The sequence below is a fragment of the Meridianimaribacter sp. CL38 genome (genome assembly GCF_004328055.1).
Lineage (GTDB): Bacteria > Bacteroidota > Bacteroidia > Flavobacteriales > Flavobacteriaceae > Gaetbulibacter_B > Gaetbulibacter_B jejuensis.
The window spans coordinates 28,743-50,469 of the sequence record NZ_QKWS01000005.1; the positions used below are offsets into that span (position 1 = coordinate 28,743).

General features: G+C 33.0%; 19 protein-coding genes. 16 read left to right on the forward strand and 3 right to left on the reverse strand.

What is annotated here, in order from left to right:
• Positions 1-2: 2 nt before the first annotated feature.
• The 11 genes from DMZ43_RS12295 (at position 3) to DMZ43_RS12345 (ending at position 12,639) form a co-directional block, all read left to right on the forward strand.
• Positions 3-1,628 carry a BatD family protein gene (locus tag DMZ43_RS12295; RefSeq protein ID WP_238155819.1) on the forward strand — a complete coding sequence of 542 codons (1,626 nt, stop codon included), beginning with the start codon at positions 3-5 and terminating at the stop codon, positions 1,626-1,628.
• Positions 1,629-2,633, forward strand: coding sequence for a VWA domain-containing protein (locus tag DMZ43_RS12300; RefSeq protein WP_129760827.1), 1,005 nt, complete (start codon positions 1,629-1,631; stop codon positions 2,631-2,633).
• On the forward strand, positions 2,634-3,671 hold the full coding sequence (locus tag DMZ43_RS12305) for a VWA domain-containing protein (RefSeq protein WP_131508656.1): 1,038 nt from the start codon (positions 2,634-2,636) through the stop codon (positions 3,669-3,671).
• Positions 3,668-4,531, forward strand: coding sequence for a tetratricopeptide repeat protein (locus tag DMZ43_RS12310; RefSeq protein ID WP_370450276.1), 864 nt, complete (start codon positions 3,668-3,670; stop codon positions 4,529-4,531). The genes DMZ43_RS12305 and DMZ43_RS12310 overlap by 4 nt, the downstream gene beginning before the upstream one ends.
• 88 nt (positions 4,532-4,619) lie before the next feature.
• A complete protein-coding gene (locus DMZ43_RS12315) occupies positions 4,620-6,395 on the forward strand; it encodes a BatD family protein (protein ID WP_131508660.1) in 1,776 nt (591 codons plus the stop codon).
• A 1-nt stretch (position 6,396) separates the two neighbouring features.
• Positions 6,397-7,146: a tetratricopeptide repeat protein gene (locus DMZ43_RS12320; protein ID WP_131508662.1), complete on the forward strand. Its 750-nt coding sequence runs from the start codon at positions 6,397-6,399 to the stop codon at positions 7,144-7,146.
• Positions 7,147-7,214: 68 nt separating this feature from the next.
• A complete protein-coding gene (locus DMZ43_RS12325; RefSeq protein ID WP_131508664.1) occupies positions 7,215-7,517 on the forward strand; it encodes a hypothetical protein in 303 nt (100 codons plus the stop codon).
• A 71-nt stretch (positions 7,518-7,588) separates the two neighbouring features.
• Positions 7,589-9,181, forward strand: coding sequence for a SulP family inorganic anion transporter (locus tag DMZ43_RS12330; protein ID WP_131508666.1), 1,593 nt, complete (start codon positions 7,589-7,591; stop codon positions 9,179-9,181).
• A 7-nt stretch (positions 9,182-9,188) separates the two neighbouring features.
• Positions 9,189-9,989: a universal stress protein gene (locus tag DMZ43_RS12335; protein ID WP_131508668.1), complete on the forward strand. Its 801-nt coding sequence runs from the start codon at positions 9,189-9,191 to the stop codon at positions 9,987-9,989.
• Positions 9,990-10,132: 143 nt separating this feature from the next.
• Positions 10,133-11,995, forward strand: a complete 1,863-nt coding sequence (locus DMZ43_RS12340; RefSeq protein WP_131508669.1) for a SulP family inorganic anion transporter — start codon at positions 10,133-10,135, stop codon at positions 11,993-11,995.
• A 14-nt stretch (positions 11,996-12,009) separates the two neighbouring features.
• Complete coding sequence (locus DMZ43_RS12345) at positions 12,010-12,639, forward strand: carbonic anhydrase family protein (RefSeq protein WP_129760835.1); 630 nt, start codon at positions 12,010-12,012, stop codon at positions 12,637-12,639.
• 86 nt (positions 12,640-12,725) lie between these two features.
• Here DMZ43_RS12345 and DMZ43_RS12350 read toward each other — a convergent pair whose 3' ends face one another.
• Together DMZ43_RS12350 and DMZ43_RS12355 are read right to left on the reverse strand one after the other, a co-directional pair.
• Complete coding sequence (locus tag DMZ43_RS12350) at positions 12,726-13,343, reverse strand: HmuY family protein (RefSeq protein ID WP_131508671.1); 618 nt, start codon at positions 13,341-13,343, stop codon at positions 12,726-12,728.
• A 26-nt stretch (positions 13,344-13,369) separates the two neighbouring features.
• A complete protein-coding gene (locus DMZ43_RS12355; protein WP_131508673.1) occupies positions 13,370-15,445 on the reverse strand; it encodes a TonB-dependent siderophore receptor in 2,076 nt (691 codons plus the stop codon).
• A 104-nt stretch (positions 15,446-15,549) separates the two neighbouring features.
• Between DMZ43_RS12355 and DMZ43_RS12360 the strand changes: the two genes are divergently transcribed.
• Genes DMZ43_RS12360 through DMZ43_RS12375 form a run of 4 tightly spaced genes read left to right on the forward strand, consistent with a single transcriptional unit; the run spans position 15,550 to position 20,625 of the window.
• Positions 15,550-16,458 (forward strand): DUF6607 family protein, encoded by a 909-nt coding sequence (locus DMZ43_RS12360; protein WP_131508675.1) that lies wholly within the window; start codon positions 15,550-15,552, stop codon positions 16,456-16,458.
• Position 16,459: 1 nt separating this feature from the next.
• Complete coding sequence (locus tag DMZ43_RS12365; protein WP_131508677.1) at positions 16,460-17,941, forward strand: ankyrin repeat domain-containing protein; 1,482 nt, start codon at positions 16,460-16,462, stop codon at positions 17,939-17,941.
• An 8-nt stretch (positions 17,942-17,949) separates the two neighbouring features.
• Positions 17,950-18,432, forward strand: coding sequence for a DUF2271 domain-containing protein (locus DMZ43_RS12370; RefSeq protein WP_202865201.1), 483 nt, complete (start codon positions 17,950-17,952; stop codon positions 18,430-18,432).
• A 9-nt stretch (positions 18,433-18,441) separates the two neighbouring features.
• The gene (locus tag DMZ43_RS12375; RefSeq protein ID WP_131508679.1) at positions 18,442-20,625 is read left to right on the forward strand and encodes a PepSY domain-containing protein; all 2,184 of its coding nucleotides are present in this window, start codon (positions 18,442-18,444) and stop codon (positions 20,623-20,625) included.
• Here the strand turns inward: DMZ43_RS12375 and DMZ43_RS12380 are convergent.
• Entirely contained in the window at positions 20,622-21,161 is a 540-nt protein-coding gene (locus DMZ43_RS12380) for a CvpA family protein (RefSeq protein WP_131508839.1), read from the reverse strand. The genes DMZ43_RS12375 and DMZ43_RS12380 overlap by 4 nt on opposite strands.
• A gap of 203 nt (positions 21,162-21,364) precedes the next feature.
• On the opposite strand from DMZ43_RS12380, the gene DMZ43_RS12385 reads away from it, so the two are divergent.
• Positions 21,365-21,721 carry a hypothetical protein gene (locus DMZ43_RS12385; protein WP_129760841.1) on the forward strand — a complete coding sequence of 119 codons (357 nt, stop codon included), beginning with the start codon at positions 21,365-21,367 and terminating at the stop codon, positions 21,719-21,721.
• Positions 21,722-21,727: the final 6 nt, after the last annotated feature.

Sequence of the window (21,727 nt, forward strand, 5' to 3'; positions counted from 1 at the left end):
ATATGAATTTTAAAATAAAGAACAGAACAATGTTATTGTCTCTGTGCTTTGTGCTTTGTTCTGTATTCTCTTTTGCTCAGGTTACATCATCAATAGATTCTACTAAAATAAAAATAGGTGAGCAAATCACTTATAAAATTCAAGTTGAAGCAGACACCACTGCACTTGTGGTTTTTCCTGAAGGTCAAACATTTTCACCTCTTGAAATGATTGAGTCTTATAAAGTAGATACTACAAAGCTCGATGCCAAGTATAGTCTTATCAAAAAATATGGTTTAACGCAGTTCGATTCTGGTCACTACACCATACCAAGACAAAAAATTGTTATTGGAGATAAAACTTTTTTTACCGATTCGTTAAAAGTTGAGGTTTCCAATGTAGTTGTCGATACGACCAAACAAGGTCTTTATGATATTAAACCACTTATAGGTGTTGAAAAAAGTAAATCCAATTGGATAACAACTCTACTTATTGTAATTGCTATTTTAGCATTAGTTGCCTTTTTACTGTATTGGTTTATATGGCGAAAAAAGCCACTAACCGAAGAAGAGGAAATTGCATTACTTCCACCTTATGACAGAGCAAAACTTGCTTTAAAAAAGCTAGACGAAACTAATTATCTTCAAAACTCAGAGTTAAAAGAATACTATTCAGAATTGACCTTTATTATCAGAAGGTATTTAGATGAAAAGGTGTATGATAAAGCCTTAGAAAGTACTACGGACGAGCTGATTTCAAGATTGAATCTTTTAAAAGATGCTAATCAAATTGACATTTCAAAAGAAGACATTAAAAACCTTGAGAATATTCTTAAGCGTGCCGATTTAGTAAAATTCGCTAAATCTGCTCCAGATGTTGCTCTAGCTGAATTAGACCGAAATACTATTGATCTAGAAATTGACCATGTAAAAGAAGCCTTACCAGAACCTTCTGAAGAAGAAAAACTGCTTGACCAACAGTATAGAGAAACGCAAGAACGTAAGAAAAAAAGAAAGAAAATTGTACTAACTGCTGCAATAGTTTTAGCACTTATGACAGCAACTTTTACAGGGTTTTCAATTAAATATGGGTTTAACTATGTTGTGGATACCATCATAAGAAAAGAAACCAAACAACTTCTAGAAGGTAATTGGGTAACTAGTGATTATGGTGTGCCTCCAATAAGAATTTCAACACCAGAGGTTCTTAAACGCATAGAAGTTCCTGTTCCTGATGAGGTGAAGGATAAAATGAAATTGACCACTTTTGGTTATGAATTACCAAATGAGCTAACTATAGTCATTTCAACCACAACTTTAGCCCAAAAACAAGAAGGTATAGATTTAAATTTAGCTGTTGAAGATAACCTAAAAACGTTAGAAGGTAAAGGTGCAAAAAATATTATCACTAAATCAGATAAGTTTACCACACCTAATGGAGCCGAAGGCTTAAAAACCTATGGAACTTTAGATTTTCCTAAATCGCCAACCGATTTTATACATGGTAAATACACGATTTTGAGTTTTACCAGTAATGGTGTAGTTATTCAACAAGTACTTATCACTTGGATTGAAGATGATGAGTATGCAAATCAAATTGTTGATAGAATAATTAATTCAATTGAATTACAACAAAAAGAAACCGAATAGATGTTTGAAGGTATTGAGTTTTTAAATAAAGAGTTGTTTTGGTTGTTGTTATTACTACCACTGTTGTTGGTTTGGTATATCCTTAAGCACAAAAAACAAACAGCCGAATTAAAGATATCGAGCCTTAAAGGGTTTAAGGTAACTAGTTCATGGTTGCCAAAGCTTAAGCATCTCTTATTTGCGTTTAGGTTAATAGCATTAGGATTATTAATTACTGCATTAGCAAGACCACGAACGGTTGATGTTTCAACAAAAACCAAAACAACTAGAGGTATTGATATTGTAATGGCTATTGACGTGTCGGCAAGTATGTTGGCAAAAGACCTTTCACCTAACCGTTTGGAAGCCTTAAAAAAGGTAGCTGCTCAATTTATAAAAGGTAGGCCAAATGATAGAATAGGGCTTGTTGAGTATGCAGGAGAAAGCTATACAAAAACACCTATAACAAGTGACAAAGCTATAGTGCTTCGTTCGTTAAACGAGATTAAATACAATACTATTATTGAAGGCGGAACAGCAATAGGAATGGGTTTAGCAACCTCTGTTAACCGTTTAAAAGATAGTAAAGCCAAGAGTAAAGTTATCATTCTATTAACCGATGGAGTAAACAATTCAGGATTTATCGATCCAAAAATTGCTAGCGAATTAGCGGTTGAGTATGGTATAAAAACCTATACTATTGGTTTAGGAACCAATGGTATGGCATTGTCTCCTGTTCAAATTTTATCAAACGGAAACTTTCAATACGGAAGAGTTCAGGTTGAAATTGACGAAGAGCTGCTAAAAGAAATCGCTGAGGTTACAGGCGGAAAGTATTTTAGAGCAACTAACAATAAAAAGTTAGCCGAGATTTATGACGAAATCAATAAGTTAGAAAAAACCGAAATAGAAGAATTCAAGTTTTACAATTACGAAGAAAAATACCGTCCGTTAGTGCTACTGGCAGGATTTTTACTGTTGTTAGAATTCTTATTAAAAAATACAGTTTTTAGAAGTTTTATATAGATGTTTCAATTAGAAGAAAAAATATGGTTTTGGTTGCTACTGGTTATTCCGGTAATACTACTGTTCTTTTTGTTACTCCAATTATGGAAGTATAAAACGCAGCGTAAATTTGCTAATAAAACACTTTTAAAACGATTAAGTCCTAATCAATCGTTATTCAAGTCAATTCTAAAAGTATTAGTGCTTTGTTTAGCATTTACGTTTATTACAATTGCATTGGTAAACCCAAAAATTGGCACAAAACTAGAAACTGTAAAACGCTCAGGAGTAGATATTGTTTTTGCAGTTGATGTCTCTAAAAGTATGCTTGCTGAAGATGTTGCTCCTAATAGATTGGACAAGGCAAAACAGCTAGTAACTCAAATCATAAACAATTTAGCAAGTGATAGAGTAGGTATTATTGCTTACGCAGGAAAAGCGTTTCCGCAATTACCAATTACAACCGATTATGCTTCGGCAAAAATGTTCCTTCAGAATATGAATACCGATATGCTATCCTCTCAAGGAACAGCAATCAACGAAGCCATCGAATTGGCTAAAACCTATTACGACGATGAGGAACAAACCAATAGAGTGTTAATCATTATTTCTGATGGTGAAGACCATAGCGATATTGCCACTAATGTTGCCGAAGAAGCTGGAGAAGAAGGTATCAGGATTTTTACAATTGGTGTAGGAGACGAAAAAGGAGGACCAATTCCAATAAAGCGAAATGGAGTGGTTTTAAACTATAAAAAAGATAACCAAGGCGAAACGGTTATCACACGTTTAAATGAAGACACTTTAAAGGAAATTGCCGAAGAAGCAAATGGAGCTTACATTAATGGAAAAAACACAAACGAAGTTGTAGATAGCATTAGAGATATTCTTAACAAGATGGATAAAACCGAGTTTGAAGCAAAAGAATTTGCCGATTTTAAAGACCAATACCAATGGTTTTTAGCTTTCGGAATTTTTCTATTGGTTTTTGATGTTTTGTTGTTAGAACGTAAGACAGGTTGGTTAAAGAAGTTGAATTTATTTAACGAAAACTTATGATAGTAAATGTCAAAAAATTAGTAATATTCGTTGATTTTGAAGCTTATGCCATGAAACAGATTACTTTATTAATACTTATGTTGACCGCTTTTTCTGTCTATTCTCAAGACAAAGAAAAAGAGCAATTATTGGCTTTAAAAAAAGCTAACGACCATGTATATGAAGCTAACGATTTAATAGAAAAAGACGACTATATTTCTGCTGAAATGGAATATAGAAAAGCTATTTCAGAACAGCCGTCAAATGTAGTTGGAGCTTATAATTTAGGAACATCCTACGTTCAAAAAGGGAGTTACGAAGAAGCCTTGTATCGATTAGAACAAGCCACAAAATATTCAACTGATAAAGCAGCAAAACATAGTGCGTTTCACAATATTGGTAATATTTTAATGGAAAACGAACAATGTAAAGAAGCTGTTGAAGCTTATAAAAATGCATTGCGAAACGACCCAACCGATGACGAAACACGTTACAATTTAGCATTGGCTAAAGAATGTGCAGAAAACCAACAAGGTCAAGATCAAGATAAAAAAGACGACGAAAACGGAGAGGACGAAAAGAAAGAAGATCAAGAAAAAGAGCAAGAACAAGACGATCAAGATAAAAAAGACGAAGGCGATCAAGACAAGAAAGAAGGTGACGATAAGAAAGATGAAGAAGGCAAGCCTAAAGATGAAAAACAAGAACAAAAAGATGGAGATAAAGACAAACAGCAGCAAAAACCGCAACCTGGTCAATTATCACCTCAACAAATAAAGAATTTGCTTGAAGCCATGAATAATCAAGAACAGAAAGTTCAAGAAAAAATGAATGCCGAAAAGCAAAAAGGAATAAAAGTACAAACAGAAAAGGATTGGTAATGATAGCTTGAAGCTGGAAGGCATAAGCTAGTAGAAACAAATACAATAACAGTAAACGTTAAATCATAAAATCAAAGAGTTTTACACCATGAAAATCTTAAAAAACATAACATTGTTAATTGCTCTACTTGTTACAAGTATAGGGATTTCTCAGGTTAAGTTTGAAGCTAAGGTGAGCAAAACTAAGTTAGGTATTAATGAACGCTTACGTATTGATTTTGAAATGAATAAAGATGGAGACAATTTTACACCTCCAGATTTTCAAGATTTTACGGTTATTGGTGGACCAAACACATCAGTAAGTAATACATGGTTAAACGGTAAACGTTCGTTTTCTAAAACCTATAGCTACTTTTTAGCACCAAAAAAGCGAGGTAAGTTTACTATTAAACAAGCAACTATTGAAATTGATGATCAGGTGTATAAAACTCAAACGGTTTCAGTAGAGGTTACTGCTGCTGTGAGTAGACCTAATGATCCTGATAATGCCGAAAATGTAGCTAATGAGAATATTCATCTAGTTGCCGAAATTTCTAAAACCAACCCTTACCTTAATGAAGCAATAACAGTAGTTTACAAGCTATATGTGTCGTCTTCAACAGGAGTAAGTAATTGGCGTGAAATTGATAATCCAAGATATAATGATTTTTGGAGTCAAAACATCAATATCAAAGGGTTAAAGGTTCAAAACGGAACGTATAATGGTGAAGATTATCGTTATGTAGTGCTTCGTAAAACAGTGCTTTACCCTCAAAAATCAGGAAAGCTTGAAATAGAACCTTTGTCGCTAGATGTTACTGTAGATGTGCCAACAAACCGAAGAGATATATTTGGAGGGAGATTAATGACCTCTGTACATAGAACAGTATCTGCAGGTAGCAAAACTATAAACGTAAAACCACTTCCTGAAAGTACTAAACCAGCTGATTTTACAGGAGCTGTTGGTGATTTCGATTTTAATATTTCAGCATCTAAAAGTCAATTAAATGCTTCGGAATCTTTACAGTTAAAAGTTGAAGTATCAGGAAACGGAAATTTAAAACTCTTTAACCTTCCTAAAATCACAGTACCTAGTTCATTAGAAATTTATGAGCCAGAGCATTCTGAAAACGTGAGAACCAATTTAGATGGTACACAAGGAAGCATTTCTGATAGTTACACAGTTGTGCCACAATTTAAAGGAAAGTATCCTATACCAAGTGTGTCGTTTTCGTATTTTGATTTAAAGACTGAAACTTACAAGAGAGTATCTTCAAAAGAGATTATAATTGATGTTTTAGAAGGTCCTACAAACAATTCAGCATCAGATAACAGCATTACTACTGCAGCAAATAACAAACAGAAGGTTGTCTTAAGCAACGACCAATTTGCTTTTGTAAAGACTGAAACAAATCTTACGCCAACAACTACTACTCATTTCTTCAAGTCTACAGGATTTTGGAGTGCTTTGTTGTTACCGCTTTTAGCAATTCCTTTAGCAATAGTTTTTAGAAGAGAAAAAGAAAAGCGTAATGCAGATGTGTTTGGTAATAAAATTAGAAAAGCCGATAAGCTAGCTAAAAAATACTTAAGCGAAGCGAAACGTGCTTTAGGTAAAAAAGAAACCTTTTACATAGCTTTAGAAAAGGCACTTCATAATTACTTAAAAGCAAAACTACACATTGAAACAAGCGATTTAAGTAAAGATAAAATACAATCATTACTTGCTGAAAAAAGTGTAGATGCTAGTGTTGTATCAGAATTTATTGAAATCCTTAAAAACTGCGAATTGGCAAGATACACACCAATTTCTAATGTGGAGATGCAACAGGATTATGATAAAGCTGCAAAAACTATTTCGTTAATTGATAAACAAATGCAATAAGATGAAAAAGATATTGGTAATTATAACAGTATTGGTGTCTTCTTTTGGTTTTTCTCAAAACGAAGCATTGTTTGATCAGGGAAACACGTTATACAATGAAGGTAAATATGCCGAAGCAATAGAGAAGTATGATGCTATTTTAAAAAGCGACAAACACTCAGCCGAATTGTATTTTAATTTGGCCAATGCACATTATAAACTCAATAATGTAGCTCCTAGCATTTATTACTACGAAAAAGCATTACAGTTGTCGCCAAACGATAAGGATATTAAAAACAATATGGCTTTTGCAAAGAATATGACCATTGATGCTATCGATGTAATGCCAGAAGTTGGTTTTTCAAGACTAATGAAAAGCGCAACAAATACATTTAGCTATGATAATTGGGCTTATTTATCGGTAGTAGGAATTATATTGTTTGTAATACTTTGTATTGTATATTATTTTAGTCAATCTACTGGTAAAAAGCGAATAACTTTCGTTTCTAGCTTATTGTTTTTAGTATTATCATTAGTGGCTTTAGCCTTTGCATTTCATAAATTTGAAATCGATAAAAACAATAAACCAGCAATAGTGTTTGCTCAAGAAAGCCAAGTTAAGAGTGAACCTAATTTAAGAAGCGAAGAAGCCTTTAAACTTCATGAAGGCACTAAAGTTCAAATTTTGGATACAGTAAACGATTGGAAAAAAATTAAACTTTCAGACGGAAAACAGGGCTGGATTCAGAATAAGGATATCAAAGAACTATAGTTTTAAAATATATTTAACGAATATTTAAAGTTCAAGTTTTATATTTGCAACTTATGTAATTTTCCTTTATGGGTAAGAAAGTCACATCATTAGCTATACTAATAATCTTTTCAGCTTTTTTAGCTGCACCTACAATTATTTCTATTGTGGACAAAGATTTTAATGTAGCTGCTTTCTACAGTGTAAACGAAGAGGAAAATAGCCAAAGCGAAATAAGTAAAAATGTTGAGGTTAAGTTTTTAGACAATTCATTATACGATGATTTAATTGTATTTGATAATAGTATAAAACACAACTCGCATTACCAAATTAACTATTCTTCTCTAAGCCTAGAGAACCTCTCTCCACCTCCCGAACAGCACATATTATAATTAGTTTTTTTACCTATTAGCTTAGTAATAGGTCACATTTTTATTATCAAATTTTAAAAACAAATTTTAATATGTTTAAAACAATTAAAAGTGATTTGCCGGCAAGTATTGTCGTATTTTTTGTTGCCTTACCATTGTGTTTAGGTATTGCTCTAGCCAGTGGAGCACCATTATTTTCAGGATTAATAGCTGGTATAGTTGGAGGTATTGTTGTAGGAGGTTTAAGTGGATCTAAAATTGGAGTAAGTGGTCCAGCAGCAGGTTTAGCAGCTATTGTATTAACTGCTATTGGAACTTTAGGCGGTTATCAAAACTTTCTTGTAGCTGTTGTAATTGCTGGTGGTATTCAAATTTTATTTGGAGTTTTAAAAGCTGGAGTTATTGGGTATTATTTCCCGTCTTCAGTAATTAAAGGAATGCTTACAGGTATTGGTATCATTATTATTTTAAAACAAATCCCACACTTTTTTGGGTATGATGCTGAGCCAGAAGGAGCTGATAGTTTTTTAGAAGCTTCAGGAGAAAACACATTTTCTGCATTGCTTAGTATTTCTGATAATATTATTTGGGGCTCTTTTATTATTGGAGCTGTAGGTTTAGCAATTCTTATCCTTTGGGATAAAGTTTTGTCTAAAAAAGGTAAAATATTCCAATTGATACAAGGACCTTTAGTAGCTGTAATTTTAGGTATTATATGGTATGTGTTTACTAAGGATAACGAAAGCTTATCTATTGCTGAGTCGCATTTAGTAAGCGTTCCAATACCAGAAAGCGCATCGGACTTTTTTGGTCAATTTAGTTTCCCTAATTTTTCTGCTATCACTAATCCTGATATTTGGGTTGTAGCATTTACAATTGCACTTGTAGCAAGTTTAGAAACTTTGCTTTGCGTTGAGGCAACTGATAAATTAGACCCTCATAAAAATGTAACACCAACTAACAGAGAGTTATTGGCTCAAGGTGCTGGTAACATGATTTCTGGTTTCATTGGAGGATTACCAATTACTCAGGTAATTGTTCGTAGTTCTGCCAATATTCAATCTGGAGGTAGATCAAAATTATCGGCTATTATTCATGGATTCTTCCTTTTAATATCTGTAATTCTTATACCTCGTTTGCTTAATATGATTCCATTATCAGTATTAGCAGCAATATTACTAGTAGTAGGTTACAAACTTGCAAAACCAGCATTGTTTAAACAAATGTATAAACTAGGATGGAAGCAATCTGTACCATTTTTTGTCACTGTAATAGGTATTGTATTTACCGATTTATTAGTAGGTATTAGTTTAGGTCTTGCAGTTGGTATAGTAGTTATTTTATTAAAGAGTTACCAAAATTCTCATTTCCTTCATATTGAAGACAAGAGCAATGGAAAACATAAAATAAAAATGACACTTGCCGAGGAAGTTATCTTTTTAAATAAAGGAGCAATCCTTAAGGAGTTGGACAGCATACCAAGAGATACATATCTTGAAATTGATTTAATTAAAACAAGATATCTAGATTATGATATTATAGAAATTCTTGAAGACTTTATCTTAAAGGCTGAAGAACGAAATATTGACATGAAACTAATCTCTAAACGTGGTGTGGTTGAAAACCCTTCGAGCTTTATTAGGTTCTTTAATGAAAGACCTAAATCGAAAATAAGTTTAAGCTAAAAACACCATGTCAAAACAATATAAAATATTAGTACTTACCGATCTTAAAGATTCACCAAGTACTTTACTCAACAACGCTGTCAACCTTGCAAAAAAGGTTGATGGCGAAATTGATCTCTTCTCTGTACAAAAATTTACTGATGTGGTTGAAAGAGAAAGTCAACTTTCAGCCATGAGAACTTTAAATGAGAAGTACAATGCATTTGAAAAAGACATAAAAAATACTGTCGAGCCAATTTCAAAAGCATGTGATATAAAAATCAACTATCAGTTTTCTTTTGGCAATGTTAAAGACGAAATCAAAAACTATATAAGTCAGCAACAACCTGATGTAATAGTTTTAGGTAAGAAAAAGAAAGCCTTTAGCGTGGTAGGAGATAGGATTGCTAATTATGTATTAAAACAGCATAAAGGAACCGTTTTAATTGTACCTTCAAAGAGTACTTTAGAGCCTAATCAAGAATTGTCATTAGGTTTGTTACAAGACTCAGGAGATACAGTAAACAATGCTTTTGTTAAAAACTTGTTTGAGAAAAACACCCAACCATTAAAATCATTTAAGTTGGTTGATGGCGAAATGCATTCCACCACTTCAAGTGCACTATTCAACTCTAAAGTAATTGAATACGTATTTGATAAGAGTGATAATGCAATTAGTAACTTGTCAAATTATTTAACAAAAAGCAATGTAAATCTTTTGTATTTCAACAAAGAAGAAACAAGGTCTGGTAACAGTTCAAAATCGTCTTCAATGTTTAATGCAGAACGATTAATAAATAACCTTAATGTATCACTTTTAATTGCTTAAGTGAATATACACAAGGAAGTATATTTTGGTAAAAATAAGCCACAAAAAACGATAATATAAAACCAAAGCTAATGTTTAGAATTGCTTTTTTCTTTGAGAAATAAAGGTTAAATTAGAAAGCAAACTTTTAAAAACTGCTAAATATGAAGCTTTTTTCAAACATAAGAGGAGATGCATTTGGAGGTATTACTGCAGGTATTGTAGCATTACCATTAGCATTAGCATTTGGAGTATCGTCTGGTTTAGGTCCAAGTGCTGGATTGTATGGCGCAATCTTTATAAGTTTTTTCGCAGCGCTTTTTGGTGGAACTAATACCCAAATATCAGGACCAACAGCACCTATGACAGCAGTAAGTATGGTAATTATTGCTGGTATTATTGCTGCTAACGATGGAGATGTTGAAAAGGCTCTACCTGCTATTTTAACAGTGTTTTTATTAGCTGGTTTAATGCAAATTGGTCTTGGTGCTCTAGGTTTAGGAAAATACATAAGGTACATTCCATATCCTGTAGTTTCGGGTTTTATGACTGCAATAGGTGTTATTATTTTAATTACACAAATTTTACCTGCTGTTGGGTATTACCCTAAAGAAGACCAAGAGTATGTAAATAAGTTTAAGCCTAAGGCCGAAAGTGTAATCCTGAAAAATATTCTTGAAGAGGAAGCAGATGAAGGAATCTTGGTTCTTGAAGACTTTAAAGAAACCATTAGAAGAGCAGAATTAGTAACCGAAGCCGACATACTCAAAGAGTCTAAAACGCTAGCAGCTAAAGAAGCTTCAGGTGTTTTAGGAACATTTAAGGTTTTTGGAAGAGCTTTAAAAAACATTAGTTTACTTGAAGTTTTATTGGCATTAGGCACAATACTTATTATTTATGGTTTTAAACGAATTACAAAAGCGATACCAAGTACACTAGTTGCTTTATTGGTGATGTCTGGGATTGCTGTAGGATTTGGTTTAGACTATAGACCTATTGAGGAAATACCTAGCGGATTTCCAATGCCTAATATAGAAATCATCACTCAGTTTAAACTCAGTAGTATAACACCTTATATTTTTACAGCTTTAACTTTAGCGCTTTTAGGAGCTATCGATTCACTTTTAACAAGTGTAGTAGCTGATAATATGACCAAAACCAAACACAAACCTAATAAAGAACTTGTGGGACAAGGTATAGGTAATACAATTGGAGCTATTTTTGGAGGTATTCCAGGAGCAGGTGCAACCATAAGAACTGTAGTTAATATTCAATCTGGAGGAAAAACAAGATTGTCAGGTATGATTGCAGGTGTAATGCTATTAGTAATACTATTGGCATTAGGTCCAGTTGCATCAAAAATTCCAGCAGCTGTTTTAGCAGGTATTTTAATAACAGTTGGTATAGGTGTAATGGACTATAAAGGACTTAAAGCAATACCTGTATTGCCAAAAGACATAAAACTAGGACCATTAAAATTAAGTTCAGAAGTATTGATAATGTTAGTTGTGTTAACACTTTCAACCTTTTGGAATTTAGTTTACGCTGTTGGAATAGGCTTAGTAATAGCATCGTTGATGTTTATGAAAAAACTTGGAGATTTAACAGCACAACGTTCTGATGTTAAAAAACTTGGAGAAGAAAAAGCTTGGGCAGATGAAGTTGATTTTCCTGTAAAATTGAAAGAAGAAGTCTTTATTAAACACATAAAAGGCCCTTTGTTTTTTGGCTCAACTAGCGATTTTCAAAGTTTAGCAGCTCAAATACCACATACAGCTTCAACAGTAGTCATTCGTTTAGGGCGTATGCAATATATGGATCAATCTGGTTTATATGCTATGGAAGATGTATTACAAGAGCTAAGAAAAAATAATGTTCAAGTTCTTTTTGTAGACTTATTAAAACAACCAAAATATATGATGGAGCGTATTGATATCATACCAGATTTAATACCTCGAGAACACATCTTTAAAAATTTTAAAGAGTGTACACAATGGATAAAAATTAACGTAAAAGACAAATATTAAAAAAACAGAAAATTATGAAAGCACATACAAAAGAATCTCAGGCAACTATGACTCCTGAAAAGTCTTTACAATTCTTAAAAGAAGGAAATATAAGATTTCAAAATAATTTAAAAGCAAATAGAAACTTACTAGAGCAAGTTAACGATACTAGTGATGGACAGTTCCCTTTTGCGACTATCTTAAGTTGTATTGATTCTAGAGTGTCAGCAGAGTTAGTATTTGACCAAGGTTTAGGAGATATTTTTAGTGTTCGTATTGCTGGAAATTTCGTAAATGAGGATATATTAGGAAGCATGGAGTTTGCATGTAAACTTGCAGGAACTAAGTTAATAGTAGTTTTGGGTCATACAAGTTGTGGAGCTGTAAAAGGAGCTTGTGACCATGCTGAAATGGGTAATTTAACAAAACTTATACAAAAGATAACACCTGCTGTTAATGCAACTGAAGAGCCTAAAGATGAAAGCTTAAGAACATCTAAAAACTTAGATTTTGTGGATTCAGTATCAAAAAAGAACGTGGAATTAACACTAGAAAGAATTCATGCAGAAAGCCCTATCCTTTCAGAAATGGAAAAGAATGGAGAAATTAAGATAGTAGGTGCAATGTATGATATCAATACAGGAGGAGTAACTTTTTATGAATAGTTATTTATTATATTAATCTTCAGAAACAAAAAGCCACTCCAATTGGAGTGGCTTTTTTAATTAACTAATTCTAAATATGAGAAAAATTAAAATGTAATCTCACCTTCGTTAGGTTGATATACATAGTTAAAAGTATAGTATCTATATTCGCTCTCCATACTTGGACTATCAGGAGCGTCTTTGTAATAGCTTAAAATTTCTACTTTTGCATATTTGCCATCGTGGGTTTTAATAACCAATACTCTTCCAGCAGTTGGGTTAATAACATGGTTTACTGGGTCGTAACTGTACCAATCACTAAGTACATAGCCTTCTTCAGAGTCTTGTGTTAATAGTTCTGTATTTACAGATGCAATATCATTAAATGTACCTTCTATTATATATCCAGCAGCTTCGCCACTTCTTGCCGGCTCATCAATAGTACCCATAGAAGAACCACCATTTAAGATTATTGATGTACCTCTAAAAGCAATATCCCACTCGGTTTCACTAGTTGTTGTTGTTCCTAAAGAAAAGCTGAATTTTGTAAATTCTCCAGAGATATCTTCTCCACTACCTTGTCCTCCTGTTTGCGGTGCGTATAAATTTGATACAGTTTCTGCCTCAACGTCTAATAATTGTTGACCTCCATTGTCGTCATCGCTACTACAAGATGAGAATCCTATTAAAACGATTGCTAATGCTAAAAATTTAAGTGTCTTCATGATGTTTAAGTGTTATTTAATGTTTATTAAATTTGAATATTAAGTTTTCCGTATATAATGCGACCTGAAATATTGCTTATGTTTTGTGTATCTGTAAAGCCAAAAACATTGTCAATACCAAAGCCTAATGTGTAATTCTTATAAAGTGTTTTGTTAAACGCGATGTCCCAAGTAGAATAACCATCTACAAACTCATCGTATTTATCTAAATAAGTGTTTCCGTTAGTGTCGTAAAGTCCGTATTTACTTCTGTAAGTTCCTCTAAGGTTTGCATCGAGTTTCCAGCGTTCAAACGTGTAGAAAATCTTAAAATTAGCCATGTGTCTCGAACGGTTGTACAACCCAAAGTAATCTTCTTTTTTAAGCTGAAATGAAGGTGAACTAGGAGTTAATCTTGCATAAACTTCACCATTTTCAAAGGCATCAACAGCTGCTTTGTCTTTAGCAAATAGTAATTGATAACCTCCCATTAATTTTAAATTATTGCTAGGTTTCCAATTCACATTAAACTCTAATCCTTGTGTAAATACCTTATGAACATTATAGTAGCTAAATACATTTTGCCCATTGGTTTTATTAGCGATTACTCGAGTATCAATTAAATCTTCAATATTGTTTCTAAATACATTAAGGTCTACTTTTACTGTATTCGAAAGTCTGTAATCTGCACCAACGTTAATACCAATTGAGTTTTCTGGGTTTAATTCGTTTTCAAATTCTGAAATAGGAACAACAATGTTAGCAAGCTCTCCATTAGCTTCCATTTGCGGAATTGCAGTAGTAACAGCATTGTAACCTAAAACCGTATAACCTACTGATGAGTTTGTAAAGTCGAAGTACAACTGTCTAAAATCAGGAGCCTTAAATCCATAACCTACTGATCCTTTTACAGCAATTTTATTAGATAACTTATACCTTAATGCAGCTTTAGGGCTAAACTGTGATTTGTATTCGCTATGGTTGTCAAAACGAGCACCAAGGATAACGTTTAGTTTTTCGGTTGGATTGGTGTCATACTGTAAGTAGGCATAAGGAGAATTAAACTCAGGGTTGGTCGAAAAATCAGTACGCTTTAAGGTTTCATGATTCCAACCAATACCACCAATAAAATCACTTTTTTCTGAAGCTTTATAACTCGCTCTAATCTCTGGTCTTAGTAATAGTTGGTTAAAATCACTTTCACTAAATCTAGAATTGTCTGTATTGTTTAAGTATTCATCTGCCATATAGCGTGTCGCGTAAAACTCAAAATAGCTGCTCCATTTTTCGTTATAGGTATGGCTTAATTTTGCATGAGCATTCCACTCATTAATATCACTTTCGCCTTTTAAATCTTCAGATGCTACATAATCTTGATTTTGTGTATAGTATCTTCCTGATAAAAACAGACTAGTATTTTCGTTAAAATTATAGGTAAGCTTAGTGTTGAACGTGTGGTTTTTAAAAGGTTCAACAGTGTTTAAGGCATCATTTTCATTAAGGTCGTAACCATCACTACTAAAACTATTTACAAAAGCGCTTACAGAAAACTTTTCTTTTCTGTAGCCTAAATTAAAGCTGTTGTCTAGTGTATTGAAGCTTCCAACTCTAGAGTTTAGCTCTCCATTAAACCCATACTTAGGGTTTTCAGTAATTATATTTATAACACCACCAAGAGCTTCACTTCCATATAAGCTAGACGAAGCACCTTTAACAATTTCTATTTGTTTAATGTTTCCAACGGTAATTCGGCTAATGTCTAGTGTTCCTGCAGAACGACCAATAAGAGGTACTCCATCAATTAAAACTAATGTGTATTGAGAGTCTAAACCTTGTAGTTGTATGCCTTCACCACCACCAAAATCAGGCACTGTAATTAATCCTGTTTGCTCGTTTAATATGTCACTTAATCGTAATGAGTTTACACTTTTTATTTCTTTTTTTGAGACTAACTGAGCTGGTAATGGCAACGAAGATAGTTGTCTTACTGTACGTGTTGCAGTAACAATTACTTCGTCAAGTTGCTTTGTTTCAGTAGAATCAGTTTCAACTTCTTGAGCAATCGCTACCAAGCTAAAAAAAAGTGAAAAATAAATACAGATTTTATTTTTATTTAGACTCATTCTTGATTAAATTTGCTGCAAATATAAAATGTTATTTTAAATCAGTCTAAATAAGAACAAAATTTTTTCAATAAAATTTAAAACAGTAAAACAAAACTTTAATAATGAAACAATTAGCCTTAACAACAGTTTTAGCGTTTGCATTTATAATTAATTTAAATGCTCAAAGCACAAAAAAGCAAGACCAGGACGCCATAAAGAGTATGTGTGGTTGTTATGAAGTTACTTTTAACTTTGCTGAAACTTTTGAATATTCAGGAGATTCAACTTATATACCATCAAAAGTAAAACATGATAAAGGTTTAGAGTGGGTTCAATTAGTTGAAGATGATAAAGACAAAATTTCTATGCAACACTTATTAATTGTTGGTCCTCCTAATAATAAAATGATTGTAAAACATTGGAGACAAGATTGGGAATTTGAAAATACCGATTTGTATGAGTACAACTATGATAATAGCTGGAATTATGTTAGTCTTCCTAAAAGTGATGTTAAAGGACAATGGACTCAAAAAGTATTTCAAGTAGATGATAGCCCTCGTTATGAAGGATCTGCTTCTTGGGTACATGTTGATGGTAAAAGCTATTGGGAAAACACAACGTCTGCACCATTACCAAGACGTGAGTACACTAAACGTAGCGATTACAATGTAACTATTAGAAGAAATCGTCATGAAATCGTTGATAATGGTTGGATTCACGATCAAGATAACGACAAGGTAATTCGTGAAGAAGGAAAAGCTGATGTAGTATTAGCTCAAGAAAAAGGGTTTAATACTTACGTTAAAGTTGAAGACAGTAAATGTAAAGCTGCTCAAGATTACTGGAAAGAAAACGAAGCTAAATGGGCTATTGTACGTGCTAAATGGAGTGAAGTTTTTGCAAGACATACAAACTTGTCTTTGGAGGAAAAAGTTGATAATAAAGGACTCTTTAAATATTTATTTGATGAAGAGAACTATAAAACAGCTGAAGAAATCAATCCGTTAATTGAATCATTTGTAAAAAAATAAGATGCAAAATTTTAAACTAAAACTCCTTGGTTTAGCACTTTTGTTTAGTGTTCAAGGATTTTCACAAGACAATATTTTTTTAAGTCGTGATTTTTGGGATACTAAACCTACACCTAAGATTATTGACCAAAAAATAAAAGAAGGCAACAATCCTGCTGAGGCAAACAGGAATAATTTTGATGGTGTAGTGTATGCGATTTTACAAAACGCACCATTAGAAACCATTATTCACCTTCAATCTCAAGAAGGAAATGATGCTAACAAATTAACTCACGATGGTAGAACGTATATTTTTTGGGCTGCCTACAAAGGAAATATAGAGTTTATGAAGCACCTTTTAAAACAAGGGGCAAAAACCGACTTAACTGACGATAAAGGAAACACCATTTTAAACTTTGCCGCTGGTTCAGGTCAACAAAACACTGAGGTATACGAACTTTGTATTAAAAATGGAGCAAACCCAAAAGTAGACCTAAATCCTGATGGAGCTAACGCTTTATTATTGTCGGCTCCTTATGATTCAGATTTTAAATTGTTAGACTATTTTGTGTCTAAAGGTGTAGATTTAAAAAGTACTGACGCCAATGGTAATGATGCCTTTAACTATGTTGCTAAAACAGGAAATATTGATCTAATGGATAAGCTTATAGCTAAAGGGATTAAAGGAAACGACCAAGCATTTATGTTTGCTGCTTATGGAACACGTGGAAAAACCAATGGTTTAGAAGTGTATAAATTTTTAGAAGAAAAAGGATTAAAGCCTAATTCAACAAACCACGAAGGTGTTTCGCCATTGCATGTACTTGCTTCACGATCAAAAGATACTGAAGTCATTAATTACTTTTTAGAAAATGGATTAAATGTAAATGCTAAAGATCACAATGGTAATACACCATTTTTAAATGCAGCTTCTAGAAACGACTTAGCTATAGTAAGCTTGTTGTACGATAATAAACTTGAAAACATTAATCAGGCTAATAAAAAAGGAGAAACCCCTTTAATGCTTGCAATGCAAAACAATAGTCCAGAAGTTGTCAATTTCTTGATAGAAAAAGAAGCTAATTTAGAACTAGTAGATGCTGATGGTAACAATCTAGCTTACTATGTTGTTAGTGGTTATTCAAACAGAAATAAAGACGGTTTCTTAAAAAAGTTAGACCTAGTAAAGACTACAGGGTTAGACCTAAAAGCACCTCAAAAAAATGGAAACACTTGGTATCATTTAGCTGTTGAAAAAAACAGTTTAGAGCTTTTAAAAATGGCTACTGAATTTGGTCAAGACATCAATGCTAAAAACAAAGAAGGAAATACCGCTTTGTTAATTGCAGCGATGAAAGCAAAAGATGATAGCATTTTAAAATTCCTGATAGAGCAAGGAGCTGATAAAAAAATCACTACCGATTTTGATGAAACAGCTTACGATTTAGCTTCAGAAAATGAGCTACTAAAAGAGAATAATGTTTCAATTAGATTCTTAAAATAATAAGTAAAATGAAATTAAAATATATAACCCTTTTAAGCATTTTAGTTTTAGGATTAGTATCCTTTACAACCTTAACAGAATCTACCAAGTATAAATGTATGATTCAAATGACGAATTATACTGGAGAAGGCGCTTACATTGTGATTTCGTTAATCAACCCAGAAGGAGCTTATGAAAAAACCTTGTATGTAAAAGGTGATGACGATGAGTGGTACAATACGGTTGAAGAATGGTGGCAATTTTATGGCAAAAAACGTCATAATATTGATGCAATCACAGGCGCAACAGTTGCTGGTGGTGAACGCGCTATAGAAGTGATAGATATTGAAGACTCTAAAATAGATGCAGGTTACAGCATCCGTTTTGAAACCGCTGTTGAAGATGATGAATATGTTGTTGATGATGTACAATTCCCATTAACAACAGAAAACATCAAAGGAAAACACGAAGGTAAAGGCTTTATTCGCTATATTAGAATGATGCCGAATTAATAATAAATTATGACCATATCCATTTGGAGATACAGTCACCTTGCGTTGGCTGTATCTTCTTTTGTTTTTATCGTTTTAGCTTCTGTAACCGGAATTCTTCTGGCATTTCAGCCTATTTCCGAACAATTAGAACCTTACCATGTTACAGATTTAGACAACATCACACTTGCTGAAACTCTTACAGTTTTTCAAGAGACCTATCCTGAAATTATTGACATAAAAGTTGATGGTAATGATTTTGTTGTTGCCTCTGTATTTACTGAAGAAGGAAACGATTTAAGTGGTTATTTTAATCCTGTTACTGCCCAATATCTTGGCGAAGAGCTAAAACCATCACCTTTTTTTCAATGGGTAACCAATTTCCATAGGTCGTTATTCTTAAAAAGCATCGGCCGATTTTTTGTAGGTTTATGCTCATTCTTATTGTGCTTAATTGCTGTTACTGGAACTGTCCTAATCATAAAGCGACAACGTGGTTTTAAGCGCTTTTTTTCAAAAATAATTAATGAAGATTTTAACCAGTATTGGCATGTCGTTTTGGGACGTTTGTCTTTAATTCCAATCATCATTATTACGGTTACAGGTGTGTATTTGTCGTTAGAAAAATTTGATGCTTTACCAGAAGCTAAAATGTCACATCAAGTAGATTTTGATACGCTTTCTGAAACGCCAAAACAACCGTTATCAGATTTTGAAGTGTTTAAAAACACACCGCTTTCTAAAGTAAAAGCTATTGAATTCCCTTTTTCTAGTGATGTAGAAGATTATTTCACAGTAAAATTAAAGAATAAGGAGTTGCTTGTTAATCAGTTTACAGGTGATGTTTTAAGCGATATACAACTACCTAATGTCACGCTGTTTTCTAATTTAAGTGTGAGTTTACACACAGGAAGAGGCAGCATTTTATGGTCTATCATTTTAGCCATTGCAACGGCGAACATTCTGTTTTTTATCTATTCTGGGTTTGCCATGACTTTAAAACGTCGTAAAAGCCGATTGAAAAATAAGTTCAAACCTCAAGATGCCGAAATTATTATTCTTGTGGGTTCAGAAAACGGAAGCACGATAAACTATGCCAATGCGTTTTATAAACAACTTATTGCAGCAGGAAAAAAAGCAGTAATTACCGAAATGAATGCATACACGCAGTATCCAAAAGCAAAGCATTTGGTAATAATGACTGCGACTTATGGTCAAGGCGATGCACCAACAAACGCCAATATGTTTTTACAAAAACTACAATCGGAAACCAATGCAAGCACCTTGCAGTTTTCAGTAGTTGGATTTGGCTCGTTAGCATATCCTGATTTTTGCCAATTTGCATTTGATGCTGATAAAGCCTTACAGCAATTATTTCAACAAGATGTTTCTGTGTTTACCATCAATGACAAGTCGGTTGAAGCGTTTAATCAATGGGTCAATCAGTGGTGCGACGCTACAGGAATTACTGTGAATATTCCGCAAGAGCAATTAGTGACCAAACCCAAGCAGCTTAAAAAATTTAAGGTAGTCAGCAAAACAGAAACCAATACTGATGACACGTTTTTTATCACCTTAAAACCTAAAAAGCACCATCAATTTACTTCGGGCGATTTATTGGCTATCTATCCAAAAAACGATTATAGAGAGCGTTTGTATTCTATAGGAAAAGTAAACGGAAATGTTCATTTGAGCGTGAAGTTACATAATAAAGGTTTAGGTTCTGGATTTTTATATAACGCTGAAATAGGCTCAAAACTAAAAGCGCGTTTGGTGAAAAATTCTGCATTTCATTTTCCTAAAAAAGCAAAACGCGTGATTATGATTGCAAACGGAACTGGAATTGCACCATTTCTTGGAATGCTTCAGCAGAACAAAAAAACAGAAACCCATTTATATTTTGGACTGCGAACAACGGAATCATTTAAGATGTATAAAACACAAATAGATGACCTTATTTATGAAAAAAGATTAAGTAATTTTAAGTTAGCTTTATCTAGGGAAGGAATGAGACAATATGTTCAGGACAAATTATATAATGACGCAAAATTTATTGCAGAAACGCTTTACAATAATGGTGTGATTATGATTTGTGGTTCGCTAGCAATGCACAAAGGTGTAATAAGTGTTTTAGAGGATATTGTTACGACTTACAATAACAAACCGTTGAGCTATTATCAAAATAATCAACAAATAAAAAGCGACTGCTATTAAGTATCGCTTTGTTCTTGAGTGTCTTCAGGGACAGCTTCTTCATCAACGTCTTTTCCTTTGTTTAAAATACTTGGAAACAACATAGGAGCTAAAGATTTTACAGGTTTGTATAGAATAGACGTTTCTAAATCTTCTTCATCTGCAAACGGAATGGTGTTGTTCATGTTGTCAAAAACAATAAGCAATATGCTTAATATTAACCCAATTTTAAGTGCCCCAAATACAGCGCCTAAAAGCTTGTTCAAAATTCCTAAAGCAGCAAAATCTGCTAATTTAGTTAAGGCTTTTCCTGCTAAAGCAATTGCTAAAACAATAACTATAAACGTAATGGCAAAGGCAAGAATGTTTACATATTTTTCATCCCAATCTACACTATCTTCAAAAAAAGAAGCAGCATAATCACTAAAATGAATGGCGCCATAAACACCAGCAACCAAAGCTACAAGTGAAGCAACTTCAACAAAAAGCCCTTTAAAAAGCCCTCTTACAAGTCCAAAAAGCAACAATGCTCCTAAAACAATATCAATAACAGCCATTATGTTAATTTTTTTCAAATATAACTTTTTAATAGTTAAAAATATTGTGCCTTAAATTTGTCAGTTCTAGCCAAGTCTAGAACAGCTAGATTATAAGTAAAACTTTTTTTAAGGTTTCTGTAACCTTGTAGGTTTAAATATCAAGGTTTTTTAACTTTGCAACTTAATTAAATTGAGATTCCTGCTTTGGTAGGAAAATATATATGTCTAGAGACGAACAGTTAAAACAACGATGGGAACTTTTGGTTAACAAGCTATCTGTACAGTTTGCTGATGGCGACACGTTAGATTTAGATGCCATTATATACCTTATTGGCGTTCAGGAATTAGGACAAATACACCGTCGTTTTAAAAAAGACCACAAACTAGATTTAATGCATATTGCCATATGTAGGCTGTTAGAACCTTATGGGTATTATGAATTTGATTTTTTTGATGACGATGGTTGGCCACATTATAAAGTAAAAGAACAGTTGCCTCACCTTAAAGCAGGTGAGCAAAGTATTTTAATGAAAGAAGCCATTGTCAATTATTTTTTAGAAGCTGAGTTTATTGAATAGATTTAC